The organism is Bacillus sp. CZDM1 (assembly GCF_055502545.1).
The window spans coordinates 83,356-106,365 of the sequence record NZ_JBUESO010000011.1 but is presented as its reverse complement, the minus strand read 5'-3'; the positions used below and the strand labels follow the sequence as shown (position 1 = coordinate 106,365).

Below are 23,010 nucleotides of genomic sequence, written 5' to 3'. Positions count from 1 at the left end.
AAATCTTAGTACCATCAAAACAACGAAAATAACTAGAATGAAAGATGAAGTTGCTTTCCGTACGAGCAAGACATTGGCAAATATATGGGAATACCGCCTATCCTATTTGTTTATTGCACCATTTATGATTTTGTTTACCATTTTTATTGTTATTCCTGTCTTAGCGGCCATAGGTTTAAGCTTTACCTATTTTAACTCAATCCAATTTCCGACATGGTCAGCATGGTTAAATTATCAAACCTTATTCTCACAGGATATTGTATTTTTACAAAATGTCCTGCCGAACACCTTTAAATTTTCATTGTTTGTTGGTCCGGTTGGTTTTGTCCTTGCTTTTCTTCTAGCTTGGTTCATTGCACAGCTCCCAAACACCTTGCGTATGGGATATGCACTAGCTATGTATGTCCCATCGCTGGCAGCAGGTGTTGCTATGACTGTAGTTTGGCAAGTCATGTTCTCTGGAGACCGAACTGGTTACATTAATAGTTTCCTATTAAATTGGGGATTTATTACGGAACCAATCATTTTCTTACAGGATCAAGATTGGCTATTAAATATTATGATTGTGGTTTCCATCTGGTCAAGTATGGGCATCGGATTTTTAGCGATGCTGGCAGGTTTGTTAAATGTGGATAAAGAGCTTTACGATGCAGGGAAAATCGATGGCATTTCGAATAGATTGCAAGAAATATGGTATATCACGGTTCCGATGATGAGACCGCAATTATTATTTGCTGGTGTTATGTCAATCATTCATACATTACAGGCTGGAAATCTGGGTGTTCAGCTTTCTGGCTCTAATCCTACTCCCAACTACGCCGGTCAGGTAATGATTAGTCATATCGATGATTATGGTTTTATCCGCTTTGAGTTAGGATATGCAAGTGCGATTTCTGTTGTTCTATTGGTTATGATGTTCCTATTAAGTCGTATCTTCTTTTTTCTATTAGAAGAAAAGGAGGGGAAGTAATAAATGAGATTTATAGAAGCATTCACGAATTTTGGAAAAGAAAGCAAGTGGAAATGGACCAATTTCTTAATAGAATTAAAAAGATTGGATCGAACACAATATATTATCCTATTTTTTCTAACAGTAGCATCGATCTTCATGCTGCTCCCGATTGTTTACATTTTCAACCATGCTTTTAAGCCATTACATGAGTTATTTCTCTTTCCGCCAACATTTATTGTCCAAAATCCGACCTTTCAGAACTTTATTGAGCTCATGTCATTAACATCAAGCGCATTTGTACCCGTTTCAAGATACATTTTTAACAGTGTGGTCGTTACCGTACTTGCAACGATTGCCATGGTTATCACGAGTGCACTTTGTGCATACGCATTGTCGAAACATCCATTCCCAGGTGCCAAGCTTGTCTTTTCATTAATCATGATTTCACTTCTATTTGTACCACAGGTTCTGCAAATACCGAGATATGTGGTCGTACAGAATTTAGGAATCATGAATTCCTATTGGGGTCATGTATTGCCTGTGATTGCGATGCCAGTTGGCGTATTTTTAATGAAACAATTTATTGATCAAGTACCAAATGAATTATTAGAGGCAGCGAAACTAGATGGTGCATCGGAATTTGGTATATTTATGCGAATCGTCATGCCGATTGTTACACCTGCCATCGCAACGATTGGCATTATATCGTTCCAATCAGCTTGGAGTAACGTAGAAACTTCACAGTTATTTATGCAAGATGAATCGATGAAAACATTGCCATATTATATGATGTCCCTTACAGCAAATTTGGCAAATACCGTTGCGAGGCAAGGGGCTGCAGCAGCAGGTGCGCTTTTCATGTTTTTACCTCAGTTCATCATATTTTTATTCTTCCAGAGAAAAGTTATTGCCACAATGGCACATTCTGGAATTAAATAAGCCAGAAGGGGAACGGAGGTTTAACAATGAAAAAAAACCGAAGAAATTGGTATTCAATAATGGTTGTTCTTTGCCTGTTAACCATATTCCTATCATCTTCATTAACGGTCAAGGCAGACACACCGTTTGATACGTTTAGTGTAGATGGTTTTGGACGAACGATCTTTACCCAGCCAGCTTATGAACCTGAAGGAGTCATAGCTCGGGACATCTATATGGTTGATGAAAATGGAGAGAAAATTTACTCACCATTAAATAAGCCCCAGGATTTATTTATTGATCAACAGGATGATATCTATATCGCCGATACGGGTAATAATCGTATTGTTCATTTGGACAAGGGCGGGAAACTTGTAAGGTTCCTGACGGTGCCAGAAAGCCCATTGAAAGAGCCCACAGGTGTTTTTATTACCGATAATGGGGATATTTATATCGCAGATACAGGGAATAAGAGGGTCATTCGCTTAAATAAGGAAGGAAATATGATTCAGGAGTTTTTACGTCCAGAATCAAAATATATTAATCAGAAGTTTGTCTATGAACCGATCAATATGATTGTTGATAGACGCGGCTTCGTTTATGTCGTTTCGCGCGGAACATTCCAAGGGATTATTCAATTTTATCCTGATGGAGGCTTTTATGGATTTTATGGCACCAATGTATCGGAAGTGTCACTCATGGACAGAATTCGTAAAGTATTTTATACAAAAGAACAGTTAGCAAGGCAGGTACGATTACTTCCAAATCCGATCCGTAACGTCGAAATTGATAAAAATGGATATATTTATACCGTATCTAAGGACAAGTCAGAGGAAATAAAAAAATTAAACATTCGCGGTGAGAATCAATGGAAGGATTTTTCTTTTAGTGAAAATGTAAATGTAAGCTTTTTACGAGAAGATTCCACAGTGAAAGAAGAAGGGCAGGCCGGAGTAAGTACGGACCTTACGGATGTCACCGTTGATGAAAATGGAATTGTCACCGTTGCGGACAAAGCCAATGCTTTAGTAACACAATTCAACCAAAACGGAGAATTACTCTTTTTTTGGGGTGCTCCTAGTACTTCTGGGACAGCTCAAATAGGTGTTAATCAAAGCCCGGTTGCACTTGATACAAACTCTGAGAACAAAATCTTCATTCTCGATGATTCGTTAAATCTTGTTCAGGTCCTTGTACCAACACAATTTGGAAAAACTGTTCAAGACGCATATATACTGACACAGGAAGGCAAATACGTAGAAAGTGAGAAGTATTGGAGTGAAATTGTCAGACAAAACGCTCTGTTTACTCCTGCCTATACTGGACTTGCCCGAGCTGCCTTTTATCGTGAGGATTTTGAAAAATCGAAAGAATTATATAAGCTCGCTGGTGATGACCAAGGGTACTCTGATTCCTTTTGGCAGCTTCGTTTAAATTGGTTCCAAAGTAACTTTACCTATTTAGCCAATGCCTTTGTTGTCATAGGACTGACATCCATTGCAGGAGTACAATATCGTCGGAGAAGCAAACGAAAGAGGGCAAAGGATTCCGTTCTAAAAAAACTTGAATGGATGAAGGAAATAAAACTGCTTGAACAGTTAAAACATGCATTTTATATCCTTAGACATCCATTGGATGGCTTTGCTGATATTCGTTACAGAAATAAGGGCGGATATACAAGCGCTATCATCATCCTTTTAATGGTTATTGTTATGGTACTTGTCAAAATGTATTTTACTAGCTTTACGTTCCAACCTGTGGCTGTTGGCAGCATAAATATTGATTCTATTTTGACTGTTTCTACAACGGTATGGGTATCTTGGGTCATTTGTCATTATTTAATTGGTTCAATCAAGCAAGGGCAAGCACGGTTTAAAGATGTGTTTGTTGGCAGTGCCTATGCGCTATTCCCGGTGCTTCTCCTCGGTATACCATTGGCGGTACTGTCAAACCTGATGTCATTAAATGAATCTTCTATCTACGGATTTTTCAACGTGCTGATGATTATTTGGAGTGCTGCATTGTTTTTTTGGATGATTCAGGCGCTGCAAAATTATTCAGTTGGGGAAACGATTATTACTAGTTTACTATCCATGTTTTCAATGATTATGTTATGGGTTTTAGTTTTTATTGTGATTGGTCTTTCATCAGAGACCATTGACTTTTTCTTAACCCTTTATCGGGAGGTGACAATGTGATGAGAAAGAGGAAAACCTTAATAATTTTGATACTTGCGGTTCTTCTTTCATGCTGGGTAATCCCTGCGTTTGCTGAGAATAATGTAAAGCAAGCAAATAAGCCAACTATAGAAATAGGGTTGAAAAAACAAAAATCTTCGAAAAATGATAAACCTAACGCACTGCCAGATACAAATACCTTTCAGGATGTAGCGGAAAACGATGGCTTTATTCTCAAAGCGGATTCGGAGACAGGTCATTTTATCGTTATAAATAAAGAGACAAATGCGGTATTGAGGTCTTTTCCTAATCCAGATGGCTGGGAGCAAAAGGGAACGTCTAGTGCATGGAAAGCTCACCTCCAGTCACCATTCATGTTTTCATACGTGGAAATGAACGTACGAAAAGACATGGTCAAAGAATCCAATCTTATCAGTCAAAATGGAGAGGTGGATTTCAAAAAGATCGAGAACGGGTTTCAAGTAACCTATAATCTTCCGAAAGTTGGTTTTGTCATTCCAATCCAAGTCCGTCTAGAAAAGGATTTTGTAGAGACAACTGTTCTATCGGAAGATATTGTCGATGTTAAACAAAAGGATACGAAGATGAATGATCCAATGGCGCGGCTTGTTTCACTTAGACTATTTCCTTTTCTTGGTGCTGAAACATCTGAAAAGGAAAACGGCTTTATACTTCTGCCAGACGGCTCAGGCGTACTTGTAGACTTTAAAAAGAATCGTTCAAGTACAACTAATCTATATAGTGAAAGAGTATATGGCGAGGATATTGCTTTTGCAGCCAATTCGAATCTTTCTTCCAGTCTTCCGATAAGGATGCCGGTGTTTGGTATTGTGGCGGGTGACCAAGCAACATTGGGAGTTATTCATAAAGGTGAGTCTTATTCAAGTATTGTATCAGCGCCATCACAGTCAATGAGCCAATATAATTGGGCAACTGGTGAACATTTATTTCGTTTTAAAGTTTTTCAGCCTACGAATAAGAAGCAGACTGAAGGCTATTTCACCTACACAGAAGACATCCAACGAACGAAGCGTGTTATCCGTTACTATATGATTGCGAAGGAAAATCCGGATTATGTGGATTTGGCTGAACGATATCGCCAATATTTAATCGAAAATCACGGCTTTGAGCGGATAAAAAGTGATAAAAAGAATCTTGATTTGCAATTAAATATTCTGGGCGGCGGAACAAAAAATGGCTTTATCACAGATTCGTTCTTGTCATTGACTACAACGGACCAGGCAAAACAGATTGTGCAAGACCTTAGTAAGCAAGGTATTAAGGATATGGCTATTACTTATATTGGCTGGCAAAATGGCGGCTATGGAAAATATGGGGGGCACTTCCCGGTAGAAAGAGATTTAGGCGGCAACAGCGGGATGAAGAGCTTTGTTGATTACGCTCATTCAGAAGGAATGTCAGTTTTCTTAGACGCCAGTACCTATTCCTTTAACAATACCGGAAAAGATGGTTTTCGACAAAGCCGAGATGGCCTGCGTGATTTAGGGTCTTCGATTATTGAATTTAAACGATCTGGAATGGAAACAACTTTTGTTAGTCCGCGCTTTATGAAAGATGTCATTTTCAAAGATTTGGAGAAAGTAAAGGAATTAGGGGTAGACGGTTATTTATACGGATCCGGTATTGGCACAATGCTTGCGACTGATTTCAATGATCGACATTTCGCTTCAAGGCATGAAGCAAAAGAAATTCAACAAGATATTTTTGACAAAACAAAAGAAGTGCTTGGGGATGTTCGAGTAACATCTGGAAACCTTTATGCGCTAAATAATAGCAGTCATATTGATCAAATGGATCATGACTACTCCTTTGGCTTATTCGTAGATAGAGTCGTGCCGTTTGAACAAATCGCACTTCATGGCTTAGTGGGCTACTCCTTTGATTACGGTAATATGAGTGGAAATGTAAAGGAATCCTTTTTAAAGGGGATTGAATACGGGGCCAATCCTTCATTTCTAGTAACCTATGAACAATCGAATAAATTATTGGAATCAAGGTCTATGCGCAGCTTTTATAGTACGAACTTTAAAGATTGGGAAAAAGAGATTGCAACACAATATCAACAATTTAATGATGCCCTTCGAGATGTTCAAAGCCAGTTTATTACAGATCACCGCATGATTGCGGATGGCGTATTTGAAACAATCTATGAAAATGGTAAACGCATTTTGGTCAATTACAATAAAGATCCTTTCACGATTGATGAAATTGAAATTGGTGCTGAGGATTTCGTTGTACTGGAAGGAGGGGAATAAATTGCAAAGAAGTCGAAGATTAAGTGCAAAGGTTTCCCGTAACCTAGAAGGGAGCTTATTTATAGCTCCCTGGTTATTGGGATTTATGATATTTCTAGCATTTCCACTTGGATTTTCACTTTATATGAGCTTCCACAAGGTAAAAGTTCTTCCTTCAGGTATGGAATACGACTTTAATGGAATTGCTTACTATCGAGAAATCTTGTTTAACAGCTCTGCCTTTTATGATGAGTTAATTCCTTATTTTCAAGAAGTTGTCATCATGGTACCGATTATTTTGATTTTTTCACTACTAATTGCGATTTTATTAAATCAAAATTTACGTGGACGTTTTTTATTTCGGGCAATTTTCTTCCTTCCGGTCATTTTTACTACTGGATATCTTTTAACGGAGTTTGTTAATCAAGGAGAAGGAAGCTTAGGGTTTTTAGAACGTTTTTCCATTGGTGCGTATTTAGATACTTTCCTGGGTAACAGTTCATGGGCCCAGCCTGTTAAAACATTATTGAATCGCTTCGTATTAGTATTATGGTATTCGGGTGTACAAATCTTGATTTTCTTGGCGGGCCGTCAGACAATCCCAAATTCAGCCTATGAATCAGCACGGATAGACGGTGCCTCTCCATGGGAGGTTTTTTGGAAAATAACCTTGCCGGCTATGACTCCGTTTATCTTTTTGAATTTAATTTATACCGTTGTCGATATGTTTACTTTCCCATTCAATCCGATCATTGATTTAATAGGTACAGGGAATTATGGATATAGCAGCGCACTTGCATGGATTTATTTCCTTATCATTATTGTATTCTTGTTAATCGTCATGATGATATTTATGCGGTTGAACAGAGGTCAGAAATTATCAAAAGGTTAAGGAGGGAAGACCATGAATGCTAATGTTGAAATAAAAAAAGCCGCGAATAAAGTAAAGTACAATCCGTTCCTTACAAGAGGTTTAAGGTCCGTTAAATATACGGTGCTTGGAAGAGAAATAAATGAGGGCCTTCTTTTCAAGGCCTTCTTATACACGATTTTTATTGCAACTTCCTATATTTATCTTAACCCTATTTTGAAAATGATGGTTAACATGTTGATGACCACTGAGGATATCATTGATCCAACGGTTACTTGGATTCCTACGGAGATTTATTTTGGACATATGGAAAAAGCGTGGGAGATGCTTGATTATACAAAGTCCTTTTTAATCAGCTTTGTCGTGGCATTATCTGCAGCTGTTTTCCATTGTATTTCAACGGGATTGGCTGGGTATGCTTTGGCTCGATTGGATTTTCCGTTTAAGAAACTCGTTTTTGGGCTATTGTTATTGGCATTTATTATCCCTCCTCAGGTGATTGTTTTGCCTACAATTGTAGCATTTCGAAATTTAGGGCTGGACAATTCGATTCTAACCTTAATTATCCCATCTATTTTTGGCTTTGGAGTAAAAGGGGCATTATTCGTCATTATTTTCCGCCAATTCTTTCTCACTCAGCCAAAGGAGCTCGAAGAAGCGGCTAAAATTGATGGGGCAACAGCAATAAAATTCTATTTAAAGGTCATGCTCCCATTAGCTAAACCCGCAATTTTAGTTGTATTTCTGTTTTCATTTGTATGGACGTGGAATGATACTTATTTCCCGCAAATGTTTTTAGCAGATGCAAAAAGTTTACCTTTGGCCAGTGAATTGCTTCAGATGGATCGAGTTATAACAAGTTTTATTGAGAGCCAGCAAATTACATCCTTCGAAGCTAGAGCGATTAAAATGGCAGCAAGCTTCCTTGCAATTTTGCCTCCATTACTTATATTTATGATTTTTCAGCGTCATTTCGTAGAAGGGGTGGAACGTACAGGGCTAGTGGAATAATGACAAATCTATCATCCTGTGCTTTGTTGATGTGTTGGGAGAAATTTATAAATCATGATGTTTTATAGAGGAGGAAAAAAGTGAAAAAGTTGAAGGTTGGCGTAGTTGGAGCAGGCTCATTGTCAGAAGCACATCTGGAAGCCTATAAAAATAATCCTGATGTGGAATTAGCCGCTATATGTGACTTGGTAGAAGAACGTGCTTCCGAAAAAGCAAATAAGTATTCGATTGCTAATGTCTTTACAGATTATCGTGAAATGCTGAAAAACCCAGAGCTGGATGCCATTAGTGTGGTAACCTGGAATAATACACACAAGGAAATTTCCATCGCTGCATTAGATGCGGGAAAGCATGTGTTATGTGAGAAACCATTATGTATTAATTATGATGAGGCGCTGGAAATTAAAGCCGCAACGGACCGGAACCATAAACAATTTATGATTGGCTATGTCCGTCGTCATGCTTCTAGTATTGCTGTTTTAAAAGAGTATATCGATAATGGTTTATTAGGTGAAATTTATTATGCGAAAGCATCAAACTTAAGAAGATTTGGAAATCCAGGGGGCTGGTTTTCTGATAAATCCCGTTCCGGAGGCGGTCCATTAATAGATCTTGGCGTCCATGTCCTCGATTTGTTATGGTACTTAATGGGCCGGCCTAAGGTCAAAACTGTCAGCGCTAATACGTATAACAAGCTAGGTAACCGCACAAATATTAAAAACCTTTCCTTTTATAAAGCGGCTGATTACTCTCCGGAAAATAATGTTGAAGATTTAGCCAATGCATTAATCCGTTTTGAGAATGGTGCGTCTTTAATGGTTGATGTCAGCTTTACGCTTCATGCGAAACAGGATCAATCTAGTGTTGTTATCTTTGGTGATAAAGGCGGTGCGGAGATTGACCCTAGTCTTGTTATTGTTCATGAGGAGAACAATACAATTCTGAATAGCACACCGCAAATTGATCACCCATGGTTTCATTTTTCTGATAGCTTTCAGAATGAAATTAATCACTTCGTCAATTGCTGTCTAACTGGTGAGCAGCCAATAGGCGGGATCGATGATGGCGTTGAAATGATGAAAATTTTAACTGCTATTTACGAATCAGCTGGAAAACAACAAGAAATCGTCTTTGAATAAAGGAAAGAGGCTGCACCCATTGGGTACAGCCTTTTGTCTAATGTATTTCAGATTTTAATTTTCGATATTCACCTGGAGTAATTCCGACGGCACTTTTAAATTTTCTCGTAAAATTCGGGACATCGATATAGCCAACTTCTGAAACAATATCCTTCACTGGCATTTTCGTTTCTATTAATTGTTTCTTCACTTCATTAAGCCGTAATTCCCATACATATTGGGAAAAAGTAATACTTGTTTCTTCTTTTATAAAGCGGCTTAAATAGGAGGTAGAAAGGTTAAATGTATTAGCTACATTCTCCAAGCTTAAATCATATTGATTATAATGCTCGTCAATATATTTAAAAATATTAGATTGCAGCTCGTATTTTTGATTTTCTTTGTTTTTATTTATTTTAAAGCAGATTTCGTCAGTAAATACTGTAAGTTTCTCTTCTAGCTGGTCTAGAGCTTCTATTTCAGTTAAGTAATATAACTTTTCAAGATTAAAGGTGATGTCTATTTCTGTAACGGTTTTAAAGATAGTGTTAATAATATCGTATTTCATGTGCTTAAATAACAGGATCGATGATTGATTGTACTTTAACCAAGTAAGTAGAGCTTTCGTCGATTCTTTCGCTATTTCAGCATTTCCTTGTTTATAGCTGTGAGATAATTTAAGCAGCTGCTCTTTTGGCAGCCAAAGGGATTCTTGGGATCCTTTAAGTTGAATGAAGGAGGTAATCCCTTGCTTTTCCTTCAGCTTCCCGCTTTCATGTGCCGCCGATGCTTCAATAAACGAACGATTGATTTGTTCCTTCCCTTTATACGTTTCTCCGACTCCGATGATGATGGAAGGTTCAAGCCCCAATAATAATTGTTCAAACCGGTCTAAAAATTGCTGTTTTTCAGTCAGGTTATCACTTTTCCGCTTCACTATGTAAGCAAGTAAATTATCATTAATTAATTCCACTTCATACACCGTTGTATCGGCCAGCAACTGGTTGGTCCTAAACTCTAATTCTTCTAAATTTATTTCACTTAAATGTGACTGCGGGAGGGAAGCCGTCATCACAAAAAAATAAGAATCATCAAAATTGAAATCAAAGGATTCGAACAATTCCTTTGCATGTTCTACAGCCTTCATCTGACCTTGGAGAAGCATGATTAGAAATTGATCACGGATTAACGGTTCTTGTTTGGCAAATTTATCATTTAAATATTCATGGCTTTTAAAGACATTCTCGATGGACTGCTGCAGACTGGCGAATTCATTCTTACTCGTTACTTGATAGTCAAGATCTTTTCTTTGAACAAATTCAATTAGCTTCTTTATTGGTCTAGATTGTCTTAGTGAAATATAGATTGAAATGATCGTAGTAGCAAACACAATAAAGGCAATCACTAGGAAAATAAACGTTTTGAACTCTGAGACTTTGCTAAAAAACTGTTCCGTCGGTATAACAGTAACGAATGACCAGCTGCTTGTTTCAGATTTGACCGTTGAAATGGAGTAATTCACGTTATTTATCTTGATTTCACTGATACCGGATTGGTTGTTTACGATTTTAATAACATCAGCAGTCTTCACACTGGAATCTTCGTTATTCGAATACGTCCCGATTTCCTCATTATTTTGGTTAAAAATAAACACATTTCCTTCGAAGCTGCCGAGCGTGTTTTGAGTCATCTCTTTAAAAAAGGTTTCCTCCAATTCAAGTACCAAAGTTCCATAAGTATTTCCTGAACCAGAGGAAAGCGGATACAAAAATACGGGATGATGAGAAAATAATTTTAAGCTGGTGGACACATGTGGAGAATCAATTTTCATGATCTCACTAGCTAACGTATCTTCAGTCAGGCTTTGATTAGCAATCCGGTTTTTTAGAAAAATATCACTGGACATTAGCCCCTTTGAAGAATAAATCAAATTTTGATTTTGATAAAAAAGATGTAATTCCGTGATAATAGAACTGGTTTCTTTATACTTTTTAAGTTGTTTAATCGCTTCTGATTGAAATTCGTTTTTCCTAATTACATTAGGTGTTAATTTAGGATTAAATGATATGAGATGTGCTGTCTTTGCCAATTCTTTTAAGCGGTTATCCGTTATGGTTTTAATATTATTTAAATTATTCAAGTTCGAAAGCTCAATTTCTTCTCGTAAGCTGCTGACAGAGTTTTGATAAAAAATAAAAGCCATTGTTGAAAATGGAACTAGAAAAATTAACATATAAGAGAGTATGTATTTTAGCTGCAATCTTGAAAAAACCTTGAACAACAATCATTCACCTTTCTTTCAAAAATAAGATACTACCATTATAAAGAATATTTTAAGTGAAAAGTCCAGAAAAACTAAAAATTTATTTATGAATTATAGAAAAATTTTAATTATTTTGATAAGGTGAGATAAATCTATCAATTTATGTATGTTATTCTTAATAGAATAATCTTTGATATTTAAGTGCTTTTAATATATTTAAAATGAAAGGGTTTACAGGATGAAAAAACGATTTTTGATATTGTTGAGCTTTTTCTTTCTATTAAGTGTCTTATCAGCCTGCACATCTCGAAGCGCCCAAAGTCAAAAGAACGAGACGATTTCTAAGCCAAAAATAGAAATCAATAAAAAAGGATTCCCGATTGTCGATGAGAAAATTACGCTGACGATGTTTGCTCCCAATGTCGGGGTCGCGAAATGGGAGAACATGAAGTATTTCAAAGAAATGGAGAGGAAAACGAATATTCATTTTATTTTTCACACTCCGCCGCTTGAAAGCTTCGAAACCCGGAAAAAGCTCCTTTTTGCAAGTAATGAGCTGCCGGATATTTTTTATGCATCATCGTTAAGCAATAGTGAAATTACTACATACAGCAAGCAAGGACACCTGATTCCGCTGGAGGATTTAATTGAAAAACACGCACCGAATATCCAGAAACTATTTGAAGAACATCCAGATATTAAAAAGTCAATTACTGCTTCTGATGGTCATATTTATGCACTGCCATCCGTTGACCGCTCACTTCGATGGTATCGAAGTCCGCTTTGGTACAATGGTTCGTTTCTAAAAGCTTTAAATGTAACCAAACTCCCTGAGACGTCCGACGAATTGTATGAATTATTAAAAAAAATAAAAAATGAAGATCCCAATGGGAATGGGGAAAAGGATGAAATCCCGTTAACAGCTGCGAAAATGGAGGAAATCAACCAATGGTTTATGGGGTTCTTTGGCATTGTTTCAAGCGATCATGGAGTTTATAACGGTCAAGTCAAGTATGGAGCGATTCAGCCGGAGTATAAAGCATATTTAGAATTTATGCATCGATTATGGGAAGAGAGACTTCTCGACCATGAAACCTTCTCGCAATCTCATGAGCAAAAATATGCAAAAGGTTTTTCCAATCGAGTCGGTCTGTATGCGAACTGGGGTCCTGGGGCTTTTTTAGGAATGCCTGATAACTTAGAAAATCCCATGATGCAGCCTGTCACAGGCCCTGCTATTACCAAGCCTGTGATTCCGATCAGCAGTGGTCAAAGTGTCGGCCAGTTTGCGATTACGAAAGTCAATCCTTACCCAGAGGCGACCATACGCTGGATTGATTATTCATACTCCTCAGAGGGTTCGATCTTCCTGCATTCCTTAGATGAAGGGGATATATGGAAATGGGCAGATAAGGAAAAAACGATACGGAAATATATTTCTGACCTGCCGCCAAATCATCGCGGAACCTTAACACCGAATTATGGAATTAATGTACCGAATTGGACCCATAGTGAATATGCGAAATCGTTTAAAAATGAATTTTCGGAGTTCAATTATCGGGAAACCGAAACGAAAATCATTGCAAACGGCCAAGTCCCATTTCCGGAAGTATTTTTAAAACCGGAAGAATTGGATCAAATTACAGGTATTACAACGGTTTTAAATGATTATGTAGTACAAATGGAAGAGAAATTTATTACTGGAGAAGAACCCCTTTCTAATTGGGATCTCTATGTCAAGACAATTAAGGAGTTTGGTGTCGATCAATTGGTGGAAGTATATCAAACCGCTTATGATCGATTTGTAAATGCGGAATCATAATATATCATTTTTGTAAGCCTTTCCAGCCTGCAGTGATGCAAAAGACAAGTAAACAAATACCACATATTTACGTTCTTTTATAGTGAGTTGTAAGCTTGAGAAAATATAGAGTGATTCTATGTAAAATGCTCTATAAAAATTAATGATCAAGGGTGGTTGATTATTTAATGAGAATTCTCTATTTAGATTTAGACTCACTGCGTCCCGATCACTTAGGCTGCTATGGATATCAGCGCAATACTTCGCCAAATATTGATGAGATTGCAAAGGAAGGCGTGAGATTTACCAATTATTATTGTTCTGATGCACCTTGCTTGCCATCACGGTCCGCTTTAATGTCAGGAAAATTTGGGATTCATAATGGAGTGGTTGGTCATGGCGGAACTGCAGCTGATATGAGGCATGAAGGACCAAGACGCGGTTTTAACGATCGTTTAAACCGGGAAAGTCTTCCAGGCTCATTGCGTCAACTTGGCTTTAAAACCGCTACGATTAGTACATTTGCTGAGAGACATTCTGCTTGGAAGTTCAATGCAGGTTTTAATGAAGTATTAAATATCGGCAGAGGCGGCGGAGAATCGGCTGAACAAGTTCTTCCTGTTGCGCTTAAATGGCTTGAGGATAATGGCGATGCAGATAATTGGTTTTTACATTTGAATTTCTGGGATCCGCATACGCCTTATAGAACACCTGATAATTATGGCAATCCATTTGCCAATGAACCGATGCCTGAATGGTTAACGGAAGAGGTCTTTAAGCTTCACCAACAGAAGGTGAATCAACACAGTATTGACCATATGAATGAGCTTGCAAAGACACATTATTACCGTTGGCCTCGACATAGCAAGCAGATTGAAGCCTACGACGATTTAAGAATGATCATTGACAATTACGATTGTGCCATCCGTTATATGGATGATCATGTCGGACAGGTACTGCGGAAGTTAGAAGAATTAGGAGTTATGGAAGATACGGCAATCCTGATTAGCGCTGATCATGGGGAAAATATGGGGGAATTAGGCATTTACTCTGAGCATGGAACCGCTGACCAAGGAACGTGTCGTATTCCAATGATTTTCCGCTGGCCAAACGGGTTAAAGGGAACAGTCGATGAGGGATTGCACTATCATCTTGATCTTGCACCAACACTTGCTAGTTTACTAGGAGCGCCAAAGGTTGGATCCTGGGATGGACAAAGCTATTCGGACAGTATTGTAAAGGGAGAGTCTGCAGGTAGAGAATATTTGGTTCTATCGCAATGTGCCCATGTTTGTCAGCGAAGTGTTCGTTTTGGTGATTGGTTATATATCCGCTCGTATCATGATGGACATAATAATTTCCCAAAAGAGATGTTGTTCCATTTAACTGAAGATCCGTATGAACAAGTAAATCTTGCCGAGGAAAGGCGCGACATATGTAAGGAAGCGGTTTATATCCTTAATGAATGGCATGATGAAATGATGTCTTCGATGGATTATGATGTTGACCCATTATGGACCGTGATGAATGAGGGCGGACCAACACACGCAAAGGAATTCAAAAAATAATCTTCAAAAGCCCTGATTACTATCCAGGGCTTTCCATTTAAGCTAACCAAAGGAGGAGATGCCAATGAGCACGGGCTGCCTAACGACTGAGCATCGAAATATCAGTGTTATGTGGAAGACGGTTTCGGAAGATTGCAATTTGGCATGTGATTATTGTTATTACAGCACATGCGGCGGGAAGCCAGGACGTAAAATTAAGCGGATTGAGTCTTCAATTTTGGAAAAGTTTATCAAGGAGTACATGGAGAGGTCCGAAGGGGCAGCTTCCTTCGCTTGGCAGGGGGGTGAACCCTTACTGGCCGGGCTTGATTTTTTTAAGGAGGTAGTGACACTTCAGGCTAAACATGCACCTAAGAATACTATCATTTCCAACTCCCTGCAGACGAATGGGACGTTGCTTAATGATCAATGGGCTCATTTTTTTAAAACCTATCAATTTTTAATTGGTGTCAGTCTAGATGGGCCGAAGGAGATTCACGATGCACGCAGGGTTACCTCTCTTGGGCAAGGGAGTTTTGACCGTGTGATGCGCGGGATTGATCACTTGCGGAAACATCAAGTTGATTTCAACATTTTGACAGTTGTGCACAAAGGAAATGTTACAAAAGCAGCGGAATTATTAAGCTTCTTCGAATCAGAGGGGTTCCCTTTTCTTCAGTTTATTCCTTGTATGGATTTTCGCTCTCAAGAGATAAACCATCCAGGCGTATACGAAATTACACCAGAAGAGTATGGCGCTTTCCTTTGTGAAGCCTTTGACTATTGGTATAACAAAGGGGAACCAAGGACTTCCATCCGATTCTTTGATGAAATACTTAATGTTTATATAAATCGGGATCCCGGGTTGTGTATCCACCGAGCTCAGTGTCCGGAAACCATTATTTTAGAGCAAAACGGAGATGCCTTCCCATGTGACTTTTATATCCATCCGGATTGGAAGATTGGCAATGTAGCCACTCATTCAATCGAGGAAATTTTATCGAATCCCTTATACGATACCTTTTTAAAAATGAAGCCAACGCTGCCTGACCCTTGTAAAACCTGCCAATGGAAAAAACTCTGCCATGGCGGATGTCCACGAAATCGGAAATGGGACGCTGATCGTTCGGCCTCAGAGGTTGACTATTTTTGCTCCAGTTATAAGCAAGTTTACAGCTATGCAGATGAACGAATGAAGCCGCTAGGAGACAAAGTAAGAGCACGTTTGTTTCAGGAGAATGTCGCTCGTTATTTTAAAGGAAAGCCGCCATTGCGAAATGATCCTTGTCCGTGCGGCAGCGGAAAAAAATTCAAACAATGCTGTGTTGACTTAGAAAGCGCTTGTTTGAAGTAGGATATCAATACAGAAATAGGATTAGGGGCTCTGTAAGATTCCAATCAAATTTAAGAAGATTTAGCTATTTATATAAGAAACAACATACTGTACAAGAATTACATATCCTATTTCCATGCCTTACACCCTGTTGAATTGCCCTGGACAACCGCGGCAAATCTCACATATTTACCTTCGATTACAGAAGACAGTAAGCTAGAGAAAATATCGTATTTCAAATAGAACTTTTGGAGGTATTTTGAATGATCAAGAAAAATGACTGGGAAAACCTTGCTGTCCTGCAAAGAGGAAGATTGCCTGAACGGGCATATTTCCTATCGTTTACAGACGAGCATTCTGCCCTTACGTATGAAAGAGGAAATGCTCAAGGATTTAAACTGTTAAATGGAAACTGGAAATTTCATTACGCTGATAATCCAGCGCTCGCCCCAGAGCATTTCTTTCAAGCTGGTTATGATGTAAGTGATTGGGATGAGCTTGCGGTTCCTTCCCATTGGCAAATGAATGGGTATGGCAAGCCGCATTATACCAATGTTCAGTACCCTTTTCCGGTAGACCCGCCGCATGTACCGACAGAAAACCCGACCGGCTCCTACCGAAGGAGTTTTTACATCCCAACTGAATGGCTGCTGCAAAAAGTCATCTTACGTTTCGAGGGTGTGGACAGTGCATTCCATGTGTGGGTCAATGGCCAGGAAGTTGGGTACAGCCAAGGCAGCCGGATTCCAACTGAATTTGATATCTCCTCCTATATCCATGAAGGAGATAATACGCTAGCTGTCAGAGTCTATCAGTGGTCAGATGGCACCTACATAGAAGATCAGGATATGTGGTGGTTAAGCGGTATTTTCAGAGATGTGTACCTATTAGCAAAACCAAAGGTTCATATTCAAGACTTTTTCGTCAAACCCATCCTCGATGAACAGTATAAAGATACGATTCTTTCCATCGACACGGTGATTGAGAATGGCACCTATCAAGCGCTGGAAAACTATCAGCTTGAATACCGCCTGCTTGATCAAGAAGGAAACTTGGTTTCAGTAAAACAAAAGCAGGTGTTTCTGCCAATTAATCAAAATGCTAGCGTTCACATCGATATTCCAGTGGAAAATCCTGAAAAATGGTCTGCGGAACATCCATATTTGTATCATTTATTGCTTACGCTAAAGGATGCTTCTGGAAATTCAATTGAGGTGATTCCGAATAAAACAGGATTCCGCTCAATAGAATTAAAGGATGGCGTGCTCCTTGTGAATGGTGCGGCAATCAAATTCAAGGGTGTTAACCGTCATGATTCCCATCCTGATTTAGGACGGGCTGTACCTCTCGAAGCAATGGAAAAAGACGTCTTGCTGATGAAGCAGCATAATATTAATGCTGTAAGAACAGCTCATTATCCAAATGATCCGAGATTCTATGACCTTTGTGATGTTTATGGACTTTATGTCATCGATGAAGCAGACTTAGAAACTCATGGCTTTGAATATGTCGGTGATGGCAACCAGTTGAGTGATGATCCCGCGTGGGAAGAGGCTTATGTTGACCGAGCCAAACGGATGGTCGCAAGAGATAAGAATCATCCATCGATTATTATGTGGTCATTAGGAAATGAATCCAGCTTTGGATGTAACCATGCTGCGATGGGAAAATGGATCAAAGAAAATGATCCAACACGCCTTATTCACTATGAAGGTGAAACTCGAAGCATCATGAATCAGGACGAGAACAATCCAAAAAGAGATTCTGTTGTATCTGACGTACATACAACTATGTACACAGCGATTGACCTGTTAGAACAATTGGGGCAAAGAACGGATTTAAGTAAGCCGCATATTCTTTGTGAATATATTCATGCAATGGGGAATGGGCCTGGAGGAATCAAAGAATATTGGGACCTTTTTTATAAATACAAACGATTACAGGGCGGTTTTGTCTGGGAATGGTGCGATCATGGTATCCGCCAATATACCGACAGGGGTGAAGAATACTTTGCTTACGGCGGCGATTTTGGTGATTCCCCGAATGATTATAATTTTGTCATTGATGGGCTTGTATCGCCGGATCGGATACCATCACCTGGTTTAATCGAATATAAGAAAGTCATTGAACCGGTTCATGTGGAGGCAGTGGATTTGGAAAAAGGTGAGGTGAAAATCACCAACCGCTATGATTTTATTTCCTTGAGTCATTTGAACTTGTCATGGTCGATCGAGGCAGATGGCAAACTCATTGATAAGGGTGTGGTGCCAGTTCCTGCGGTTGCACCAGGTGAAACAATGACGCTGGGAATTCCATATAAGCTTCCTGCGGTAATCCAACCGGATACGGATTATTGGTTAAACCTGCAATTCACTTTGGCAGCCGACACACTTTGGGCAAAAACAGGGTATGAAATTGCTTGGGGCCAGTTTGAATTGCCTGTCATGAGTACGTTTGAAAGTATAGTTGTCCCGTCATTCCATCAGCATCTTTCTTGTCAGGAAAAGAATCAGAAGCTGTTGGTGCAGGGAGAAGATTTCCAGGTGGAGTTTGATCTTGTTTACGGCACGATCGATTCATGGACGTATCGGGGGATAAATCTATTAGAGGAAGGACCAAAGCTTCAATTCTGGCGGGCTTTAATTGATAACGATCACCGTTCAGCGGCTGAATGGAAGCGATATGGCCTGCATTGGCTTCAGCATCGAGTCGATGCCGTCGAGTGGCAGCAAGCGGAGAGCGATAAGGTAGTGGTTACGTCAAGCGTTCGGATTGCCCCGCCGATTTTAGCATGGGGAATTCGCGTCACTTACACGTACACTATTTCTAATAATGGGGTAATTTCCATTGATGTGAAAGGCTGTCCAGAAGGAAATGGACCGAAAACCTTCCCGCGGATTGGCTTGCAAATGAAGCTTCCAGCCCGTTTCAATGATGTTTCCTGGTATGGCCGAGGACCAGGAGAAGCTTACAGCGATAGCAAGCAGGCAAATCGTGTTGGTGTTTACGCTAATAAAGTCGAGGAGTTGTATACCTCATACATTTATCCGCAGGAAAATGGCAATCGCCATGAAGTCCGCTGGGTATCCATCACGAACATCGGCGGATTGGGATTTGTCGCGGCAGGTGAGCCGGCACTTGATTTCAGTGCCCATTACTATACAACGGAAAACTTGGATAAAGCCCAGCATACGTATGATTTAATCAAGCAGGATTTTATTACATTTAACTTGGATCATCAGCAGCATGGTCTTGGTTCTGCCAGCTGTGGGCCAGATGTGACGGAACCGTACCGATTAAATAATAACGATTTCCATTTCACAGTTCACTTAAAGCCTATTTCAGCAGATGAGAAATCGCAAGTTGAGATTGGAAAGTCTTTAAGAGCGAAGAATGGCAAACCAAAATTTAGTATCACTGCAATCTAGGAAATTGAATTTTATTAAAGAGGTGGCAGACCTATGAAAAACGTTAGGGTTGGATTTGTCGGTGCGGGCGGAATTGCAAATGTCCACCTGCAGCATATCAGTAATAATGAACTGGCCGAGGTTACGGCGATTTGTGACATTCACGAAGAAACAGCGCTACAAAGAGCAAAGGAATTTGGCGGAGCGGTGTACACGAATGTGGATGAGATGCTTGAAAAAGAAACGTTAGATGCCTTATTTATTTCCGTACCGCCATTTGCCCACGGAGAAATTGAAGAAAAAGCGGCGAAAAAGGGGATCCACTTAATGGTGGAAAAACCTTTGGGGCTTGACTATCAAACCACTGCTAAAAAAGCTAAGGTGATAAAACAATCAGGTATTATCAACGGGTCAGGTTATTGCTTGCGTCACTGGGAAACGGTCGCGAAGGCAAAGGAATTTTTGAAGGATAAAAAACCAGCTATGGTTCGCGGCTATTATTTATCATCGATTGTTCCGACACCTTGGTATATTGAATGGGATAAATCCGGCGGCCAGCTTGTGGAGCAATCGACTCATATCGTTGACTTAGCAAGATATTTAGGCGGTGAGATTGAACAGGTCTATGCCAATATGAGCCTGCAGGTTCATCGGAATGTCCCGAATATCAATATTCCTGATGTGACTTCTTTAAATTTCGTGTATGACTCTGGGGCTGTTGGGCATATCGACAGCACTTTTGCACAGTTTGACCATCGAATGGGGATTGAATTGTTTGGGGAAGATTTCCGTGTGGTCATCGATGGGGGGAATTTGACAATCCTTGAAAAAGGGGTTGCTGCTTTAAACTTCAAGTCAGAGTTGGATGTTTATGGAGAACAAGACCGCTTATTTATTGAGGCTATTATCAAAGGAGACCAAAACTTAATTTTATCCTCCTACGAGGATGGCTTAAAGACACTTGCCGTAACGTTGGCCGCCAATCAGTCTTATGAAACAGGACTTCCGGTGAAGGTGGCTGATTTAGGAAAGCTGGCTATTAAATAAAGGTATCCGATTCTAGTAATCTAGAACTCACGAAATAATATTATGGAGGTTATATCAAATGAAGCTTGGTATCAGTTCGTATAGCTTACAAGGTGCTATTAATTCGAAAGAAATGAGTATTTTAGATGTTATTCAGTGGGTCGCTGACCAGGGCGGGGAGCATGTGGAAATTGTCCCAATGGGGTTTAGCTTGACTGAGGATTTGTCATTGGCTGATGCCATCCGTCAAAAAGCGGAAGAAGTAGGAATTGAAATCTCTAATTATGCCATTGGAGCAAACTTCCTGACCGATGATTTTGAAAAAGAAATCGAGCGTGTGAAAAAAGAAGTCGATAACGCACACCGCCTTGGTGTAAAGCTCATGCGGCATGATGTTGCGTGGAAGGCGCCAAATGAAATCTCGATTCGTAACTTTGAACAGGATTTGCCAAAGATGGCGGAAGCCTGCCAAGTTATCGCCGATTATGCTGCTCAGTTTGGTATTGTGACAAGCGTTGAGAATCATGGGTATTATGTTCAGGCTAGTGACCGGGTACAGCGGCTGATTCATGCGGTCAATAAAGAAAATTTTAAGACCACATTAGATACTGGAAATTTCCTTTGTGTTGACGAAGACCCAGTTGCAGCAGTAAAGAATAATATCTCGTACGCATCGATGGTTCATGTTAAAGATTTTTACCAGAGGTCGTCTTCGCTTGGTCTTGGAGAAGGCTGGTTCCCATCAAGCAGCGGCAAATACCTAAGAGGTGCAATCACAGGACATGGGGATATCAATCTGCCTGAAGTCTTAAAGGTTATCAAACAATCAGGCTATGACGGCTATATTTCTATCGAATTCGAAGGGTTGGAAGAATGCAAAAAAGCCGCGAAAATTAGCTTAGACAATGTAAAAAGAATTTGGGAAGCAGTTTAGTTAACTAGAGTATGGTGGTGAAAATAATGAACGCAAGAGAAGAAAGAGTAAAGTGGTTCATGGAGGATCGTTTTGGTTTGTTTATTCATTGGGGGCTGTATTCGATTCCGGCGAGAGGAGAATGGCTCCGTACCAATGAACGGTTAACAATTGAGGAGTATCAGCCCTTTTTTGAGGAATTTAATCCCATCTACTATAACCCTCGCGAATGGGCAAAAGCAGCTAAAGCAGCCGGACAGAAATATGCGGTGTTAACAGCCAAGCACCATGATGGGTTTTGTCTATTTGATAGTCAATTAACCGAATACAAGGCAGCCAATACACCTGCAGGCCGCGACTTAATTAAGGAATATGTTGAGGCATTTCGGGCGGAAGGAATAAAAGTTGGTCTGTATTATTCTATTATTGACTGGCATCACCCGCATTTTCCCAAGTATGGGGACCGCTATCACCCGATGCGCGATAATGAGGAATATAAAAAGGAAGAAGTTGATTTTTCGCGATATCTTGCCTATTTCCATGGACAAGTTAAAGAATTATTAACGAACTATGGAAAAATTGATATTTTGTGGTTTGACTTTTCCTATGATGATATGACGGGCGAAAAATGGGAAGCAACGAAGCTTATGGAGATGATCCGCGAGTTGCAGCCGGAAATTCTGATTGATAACCGTCTGGGCGGCAATATTAAGTTAGCTCAGCCTGAAGTCTATGCAGGGGATTTTTACTCTCCGGAACAAATTATTCCTGTAGGCGGGATTGTTAATAAGGATAATAAGCCAATCCCATGGGAAGCCTGTATTACCTTGAATGATCATTGGGGTTATCATGCGAAGGATTTGAATTACAAATCTCCGAAGCAGGTAATTCGCACATTGGTCGAGTGTGTCAGTAAGGGTGGTAATCTATTGCTAAATGTCGGTCCGAATGCCAAAGGAGAAATTCCTGAACAGTCTTTGGATATTTTACAGGCGGTCGGAAAGTGGATAAGGCAGAATGGGGAAAGCATCCATGGATGCACCTCCACTAATTTGCCAAAGCCGGAGTGGGGAAGGTATACCCAAAAAGGGAACTATTTATATGCCCATGTATTTGACCGCGGAATCGGACCGATTTATTTTCAAGGGTTAAAAGGCAGGATTAAAAAGGCAAGGCTCCTAGCCGATGGAAGTGAACTGAAGGTTGAGGTTCCGTGGATGGCTGAGCAGTATTCGGATATAGAAAATGGTGCATTTATTCATTTATCGGGAGCGCAGCTGCCGGATGAAATGGATACCGTAATTGAACTTGAATTAATCGATTAGCAGTTAACTCCGTCAAATGTGGAGCAAGGTTTTTCGTAGGAGCAAAAAATGACAAGCCGAATGATTTATCTC

General features: G+C 39.6%; 15 protein-coding genes. 14 read left to right on the top strand and 1 reads right to left on the bottom strand.

Features of this window, described 5'->3' with window-relative positions; all coding sequences use genetic code 11:
* Positions 1-37 precede the first annotated feature (37 nt).
* The 7 genes from ACY3XC_RS22120 (at position 38) to ACY3XC_RS22090 (ending at position 9,344) form a co-directional block, all read left to right on the top strand.
* Positions 38-970, top strand: a complete 933-nt coding sequence (locus ACY3XC_RS22120) for a carbohydrate ABC transporter permease (RefSeq protein ID WP_464870526.1) — start codon at positions 38-40, stop codon at positions 968-970.
* Between the two features lie 3 nt (positions 971-973).
* The gene (locus tag ACY3XC_RS22115; protein ID WP_464870482.1) at positions 974-1,891 is read left to right on the top strand and encodes a carbohydrate ABC transporter permease; all 918 of its coding nucleotides are present in this window, start codon (positions 974-976) and stop codon (positions 1,889-1,891) included.
* 26 nt (positions 1,892-1,917) lie between these two features.
* Positions 1,918-4,068 (top strand): YIP1 family protein, encoded by a 2,151-nt coding sequence (locus tag ACY3XC_RS22110; RefSeq protein ID WP_464870481.1) that lies wholly within the window; start codon positions 1,918-1,920, stop codon positions 4,066-4,068.
* Positions 4,068-6,344, top strand: a complete 2,277-nt coding sequence (locus tag ACY3XC_RS22105; RefSeq protein ID WP_464870479.1) for a DUF5696 domain-containing protein — start codon at positions 4,068-4,070, stop codon at positions 6,342-6,344. Before ACY3XC_RS22110 ends, ACY3XC_RS22105 begins: the two co-directional genes overlap by 1 nt.
* A gap of 1 nt (position 6,345) precedes the next feature.
* Complete coding sequence (locus tag ACY3XC_RS22100; protein WP_256988993.1) at positions 6,346-7,215, top strand: carbohydrate ABC transporter permease; 870 nt, start codon at positions 6,346-6,348, stop codon at positions 7,213-7,215.
* 12 nt (positions 7,216-7,227) lie between these two features.
* The gene (locus ACY3XC_RS22095; protein WP_464870478.1) at positions 7,228-8,205 is read left to right on the top strand and encodes a carbohydrate ABC transporter permease; all 978 of its coding nucleotides are present in this window, start codon (positions 7,228-7,230) and stop codon (positions 8,203-8,205) included.
* Between the two features lie 80 nt (positions 8,206-8,285).
* Entirely contained in the window at positions 8,286-9,344 is a 1,059-nt protein-coding gene (locus ACY3XC_RS22090; RefSeq protein ID WP_464870477.1) for a Gfo/Idh/MocA family protein, read from the top strand.
* Positions 9,345-9,381: 37 nt separating this feature from the next.
* Here ACY3XC_RS22090 and ACY3XC_RS22085 read toward each other — a convergent pair whose 3' ends face one another.
* Positions 9,382-11,604, bottom strand: a complete 2,223-nt coding sequence (locus ACY3XC_RS22085) for a helix-turn-helix domain-containing protein (RefSeq protein ID WP_464870476.1) — start codon at positions 11,602-11,604, stop codon at positions 9,382-9,384.
* A gap of 220 nt (positions 11,605-11,824) precedes the next feature.
* Here ACY3XC_RS22085 and ACY3XC_RS22080 point away from each other — a divergent pair, with 220 nt between their 5' ends.
* The 7 genes from ACY3XC_RS22080 (at position 11,825) to ACY3XC_RS22050 (ending at position 22,938) form a co-directional block, all read left to right on the top strand.
* A complete protein-coding gene (locus ACY3XC_RS22080; protein ID WP_464870475.1) occupies positions 11,825-13,408 on the top strand; it encodes an extracellular solute-binding protein in 1,584 nt (527 codons plus the stop codon).
* Positions 13,409-13,575: 167 nt separating this feature from the next.
* Positions 13,576-14,955: a sulfatase gene (locus tag ACY3XC_RS22075; protein WP_464870474.1), complete on the top strand. Its 1,380-nt coding sequence runs from the start codon at positions 13,576-13,578 to the stop codon at positions 14,953-14,955.
* A gap of 64 nt (positions 14,956-15,019) precedes the next feature.
* Complete coding sequence (locus ACY3XC_RS22070; RefSeq protein ID WP_464870473.1) at positions 15,020-16,288, top strand: anaerobic sulfatase maturase; 1,269 nt, start codon at positions 15,020-15,022, stop codon at positions 16,286-16,288.
* A gap of 242 nt (positions 16,289-16,530) precedes the next feature.
* On the top strand, positions 16,531-19,695 hold the full coding sequence (ebgA, locus tag ACY3XC_RS22065) for a beta-galactosidase subunit alpha (protein WP_464870472.1): 3,165 nt from the start codon (positions 16,531-16,533) through the stop codon (positions 19,693-19,695).
* Positions 19,696-19,728: 33 nt separating this feature from the next.
* Positions 19,729-20,721, top strand: coding sequence for a Gfo/Idh/MocA family protein (locus ACY3XC_RS22060; protein ID WP_464870471.1), 993 nt, complete (start codon positions 19,729-19,731; stop codon positions 20,719-20,721).
* A 58-nt stretch (positions 20,722-20,779) separates the two neighbouring features.
* Entirely contained in the window at positions 20,780-21,634 is an 855-nt protein-coding gene (locus ACY3XC_RS22055; protein WP_464870470.1) for a sugar phosphate isomerase/epimerase family protein, read from the top strand.
* A 26-nt stretch (positions 21,635-21,660) separates the two neighbouring features.
* Complete coding sequence (locus ACY3XC_RS22050) at positions 21,661-22,938, top strand: alpha-L-fucosidase (protein ID WP_464870469.1); 1,278 nt, start codon at positions 21,661-21,663, stop codon at positions 22,936-22,938.
* The last annotated feature ends 72 nt before the right edge of the window (positions 22,939-23,010 follow it).

Coding starts and splice junctions, on each gene's coding strand:
- ACY3XC_RS22120 (WP_464870526.1), top strand. CDS start 38: ATGAAAGATGAAGTTGCTTTCCGTACGAGCAAGACATTGGCAAATATA.
- ACY3XC_RS22115 (WP_464870482.1), top strand. CDS start 974: ATGAGATTTATAGAAGCATTCACGAATTTTGGAAAAGAAAGCAAGTGG.
- ACY3XC_RS22110 (WP_464870481.1), top strand. CDS start 1,918: ATGAAAAAAAACCGAAGAAATTGGTATTCAATAATGGTTGTTCTTTGC.
- ACY3XC_RS22105 (WP_464870479.1), top strand. CDS start 4,068: ATGAGAAAGAGGAAAACCTTAATAATTTTGATACTTGCGGTTCTTCTT.
- ACY3XC_RS22095 (WP_464870478.1), top strand. CDS start 7,228: ATGAATGCTAATGTTGAAATAAAAAAAGCCGCGAATAAAGTAAAGTAC.
- ACY3XC_RS22080 (WP_464870475.1), top strand. CDS start 11,825: ATGAAAAAACGATTTTTGATATTGTTGAGCTTTTTCTTTCTATTAAGT.
- ACY3XC_RS22075 (WP_464870474.1), top strand. CDS start 13,576: ATGAGAATTCTCTATTTAGATTTAGACTCACTGCGTCCCGATCACTTA.
- ACY3XC_RS22070 (WP_464870473.1), top strand. CDS start 15,020: ATGAGCACGGGCTGCCTAACGACTGAGCATCGAAATATCAGTGTTATG.
- ebgA (WP_464870472.1), top strand. CDS start 16,531: ATGATCAAGAAAAATGACTGGGAAAACCTTGCTGTCCTGCAAAGAGGA.
- ACY3XC_RS22060 (WP_464870471.1), top strand. CDS start 19,729: ATGAAAAACGTTAGGGTTGGATTTGTCGGTGCGGGCGGAATTGCAAAT.
- ACY3XC_RS22055 (WP_464870470.1), top strand. CDS start 20,780: ATGAAGCTTGGTATCAGTTCGTATAGCTTACAAGGTGCTATTAATTCG.
- ACY3XC_RS22050 (WP_464870469.1), top strand. CDS start 21,661: ATGAACGCAAGAGAAGAAAGAGTAAAGTGGTTCATGGAGGATCGTTTT.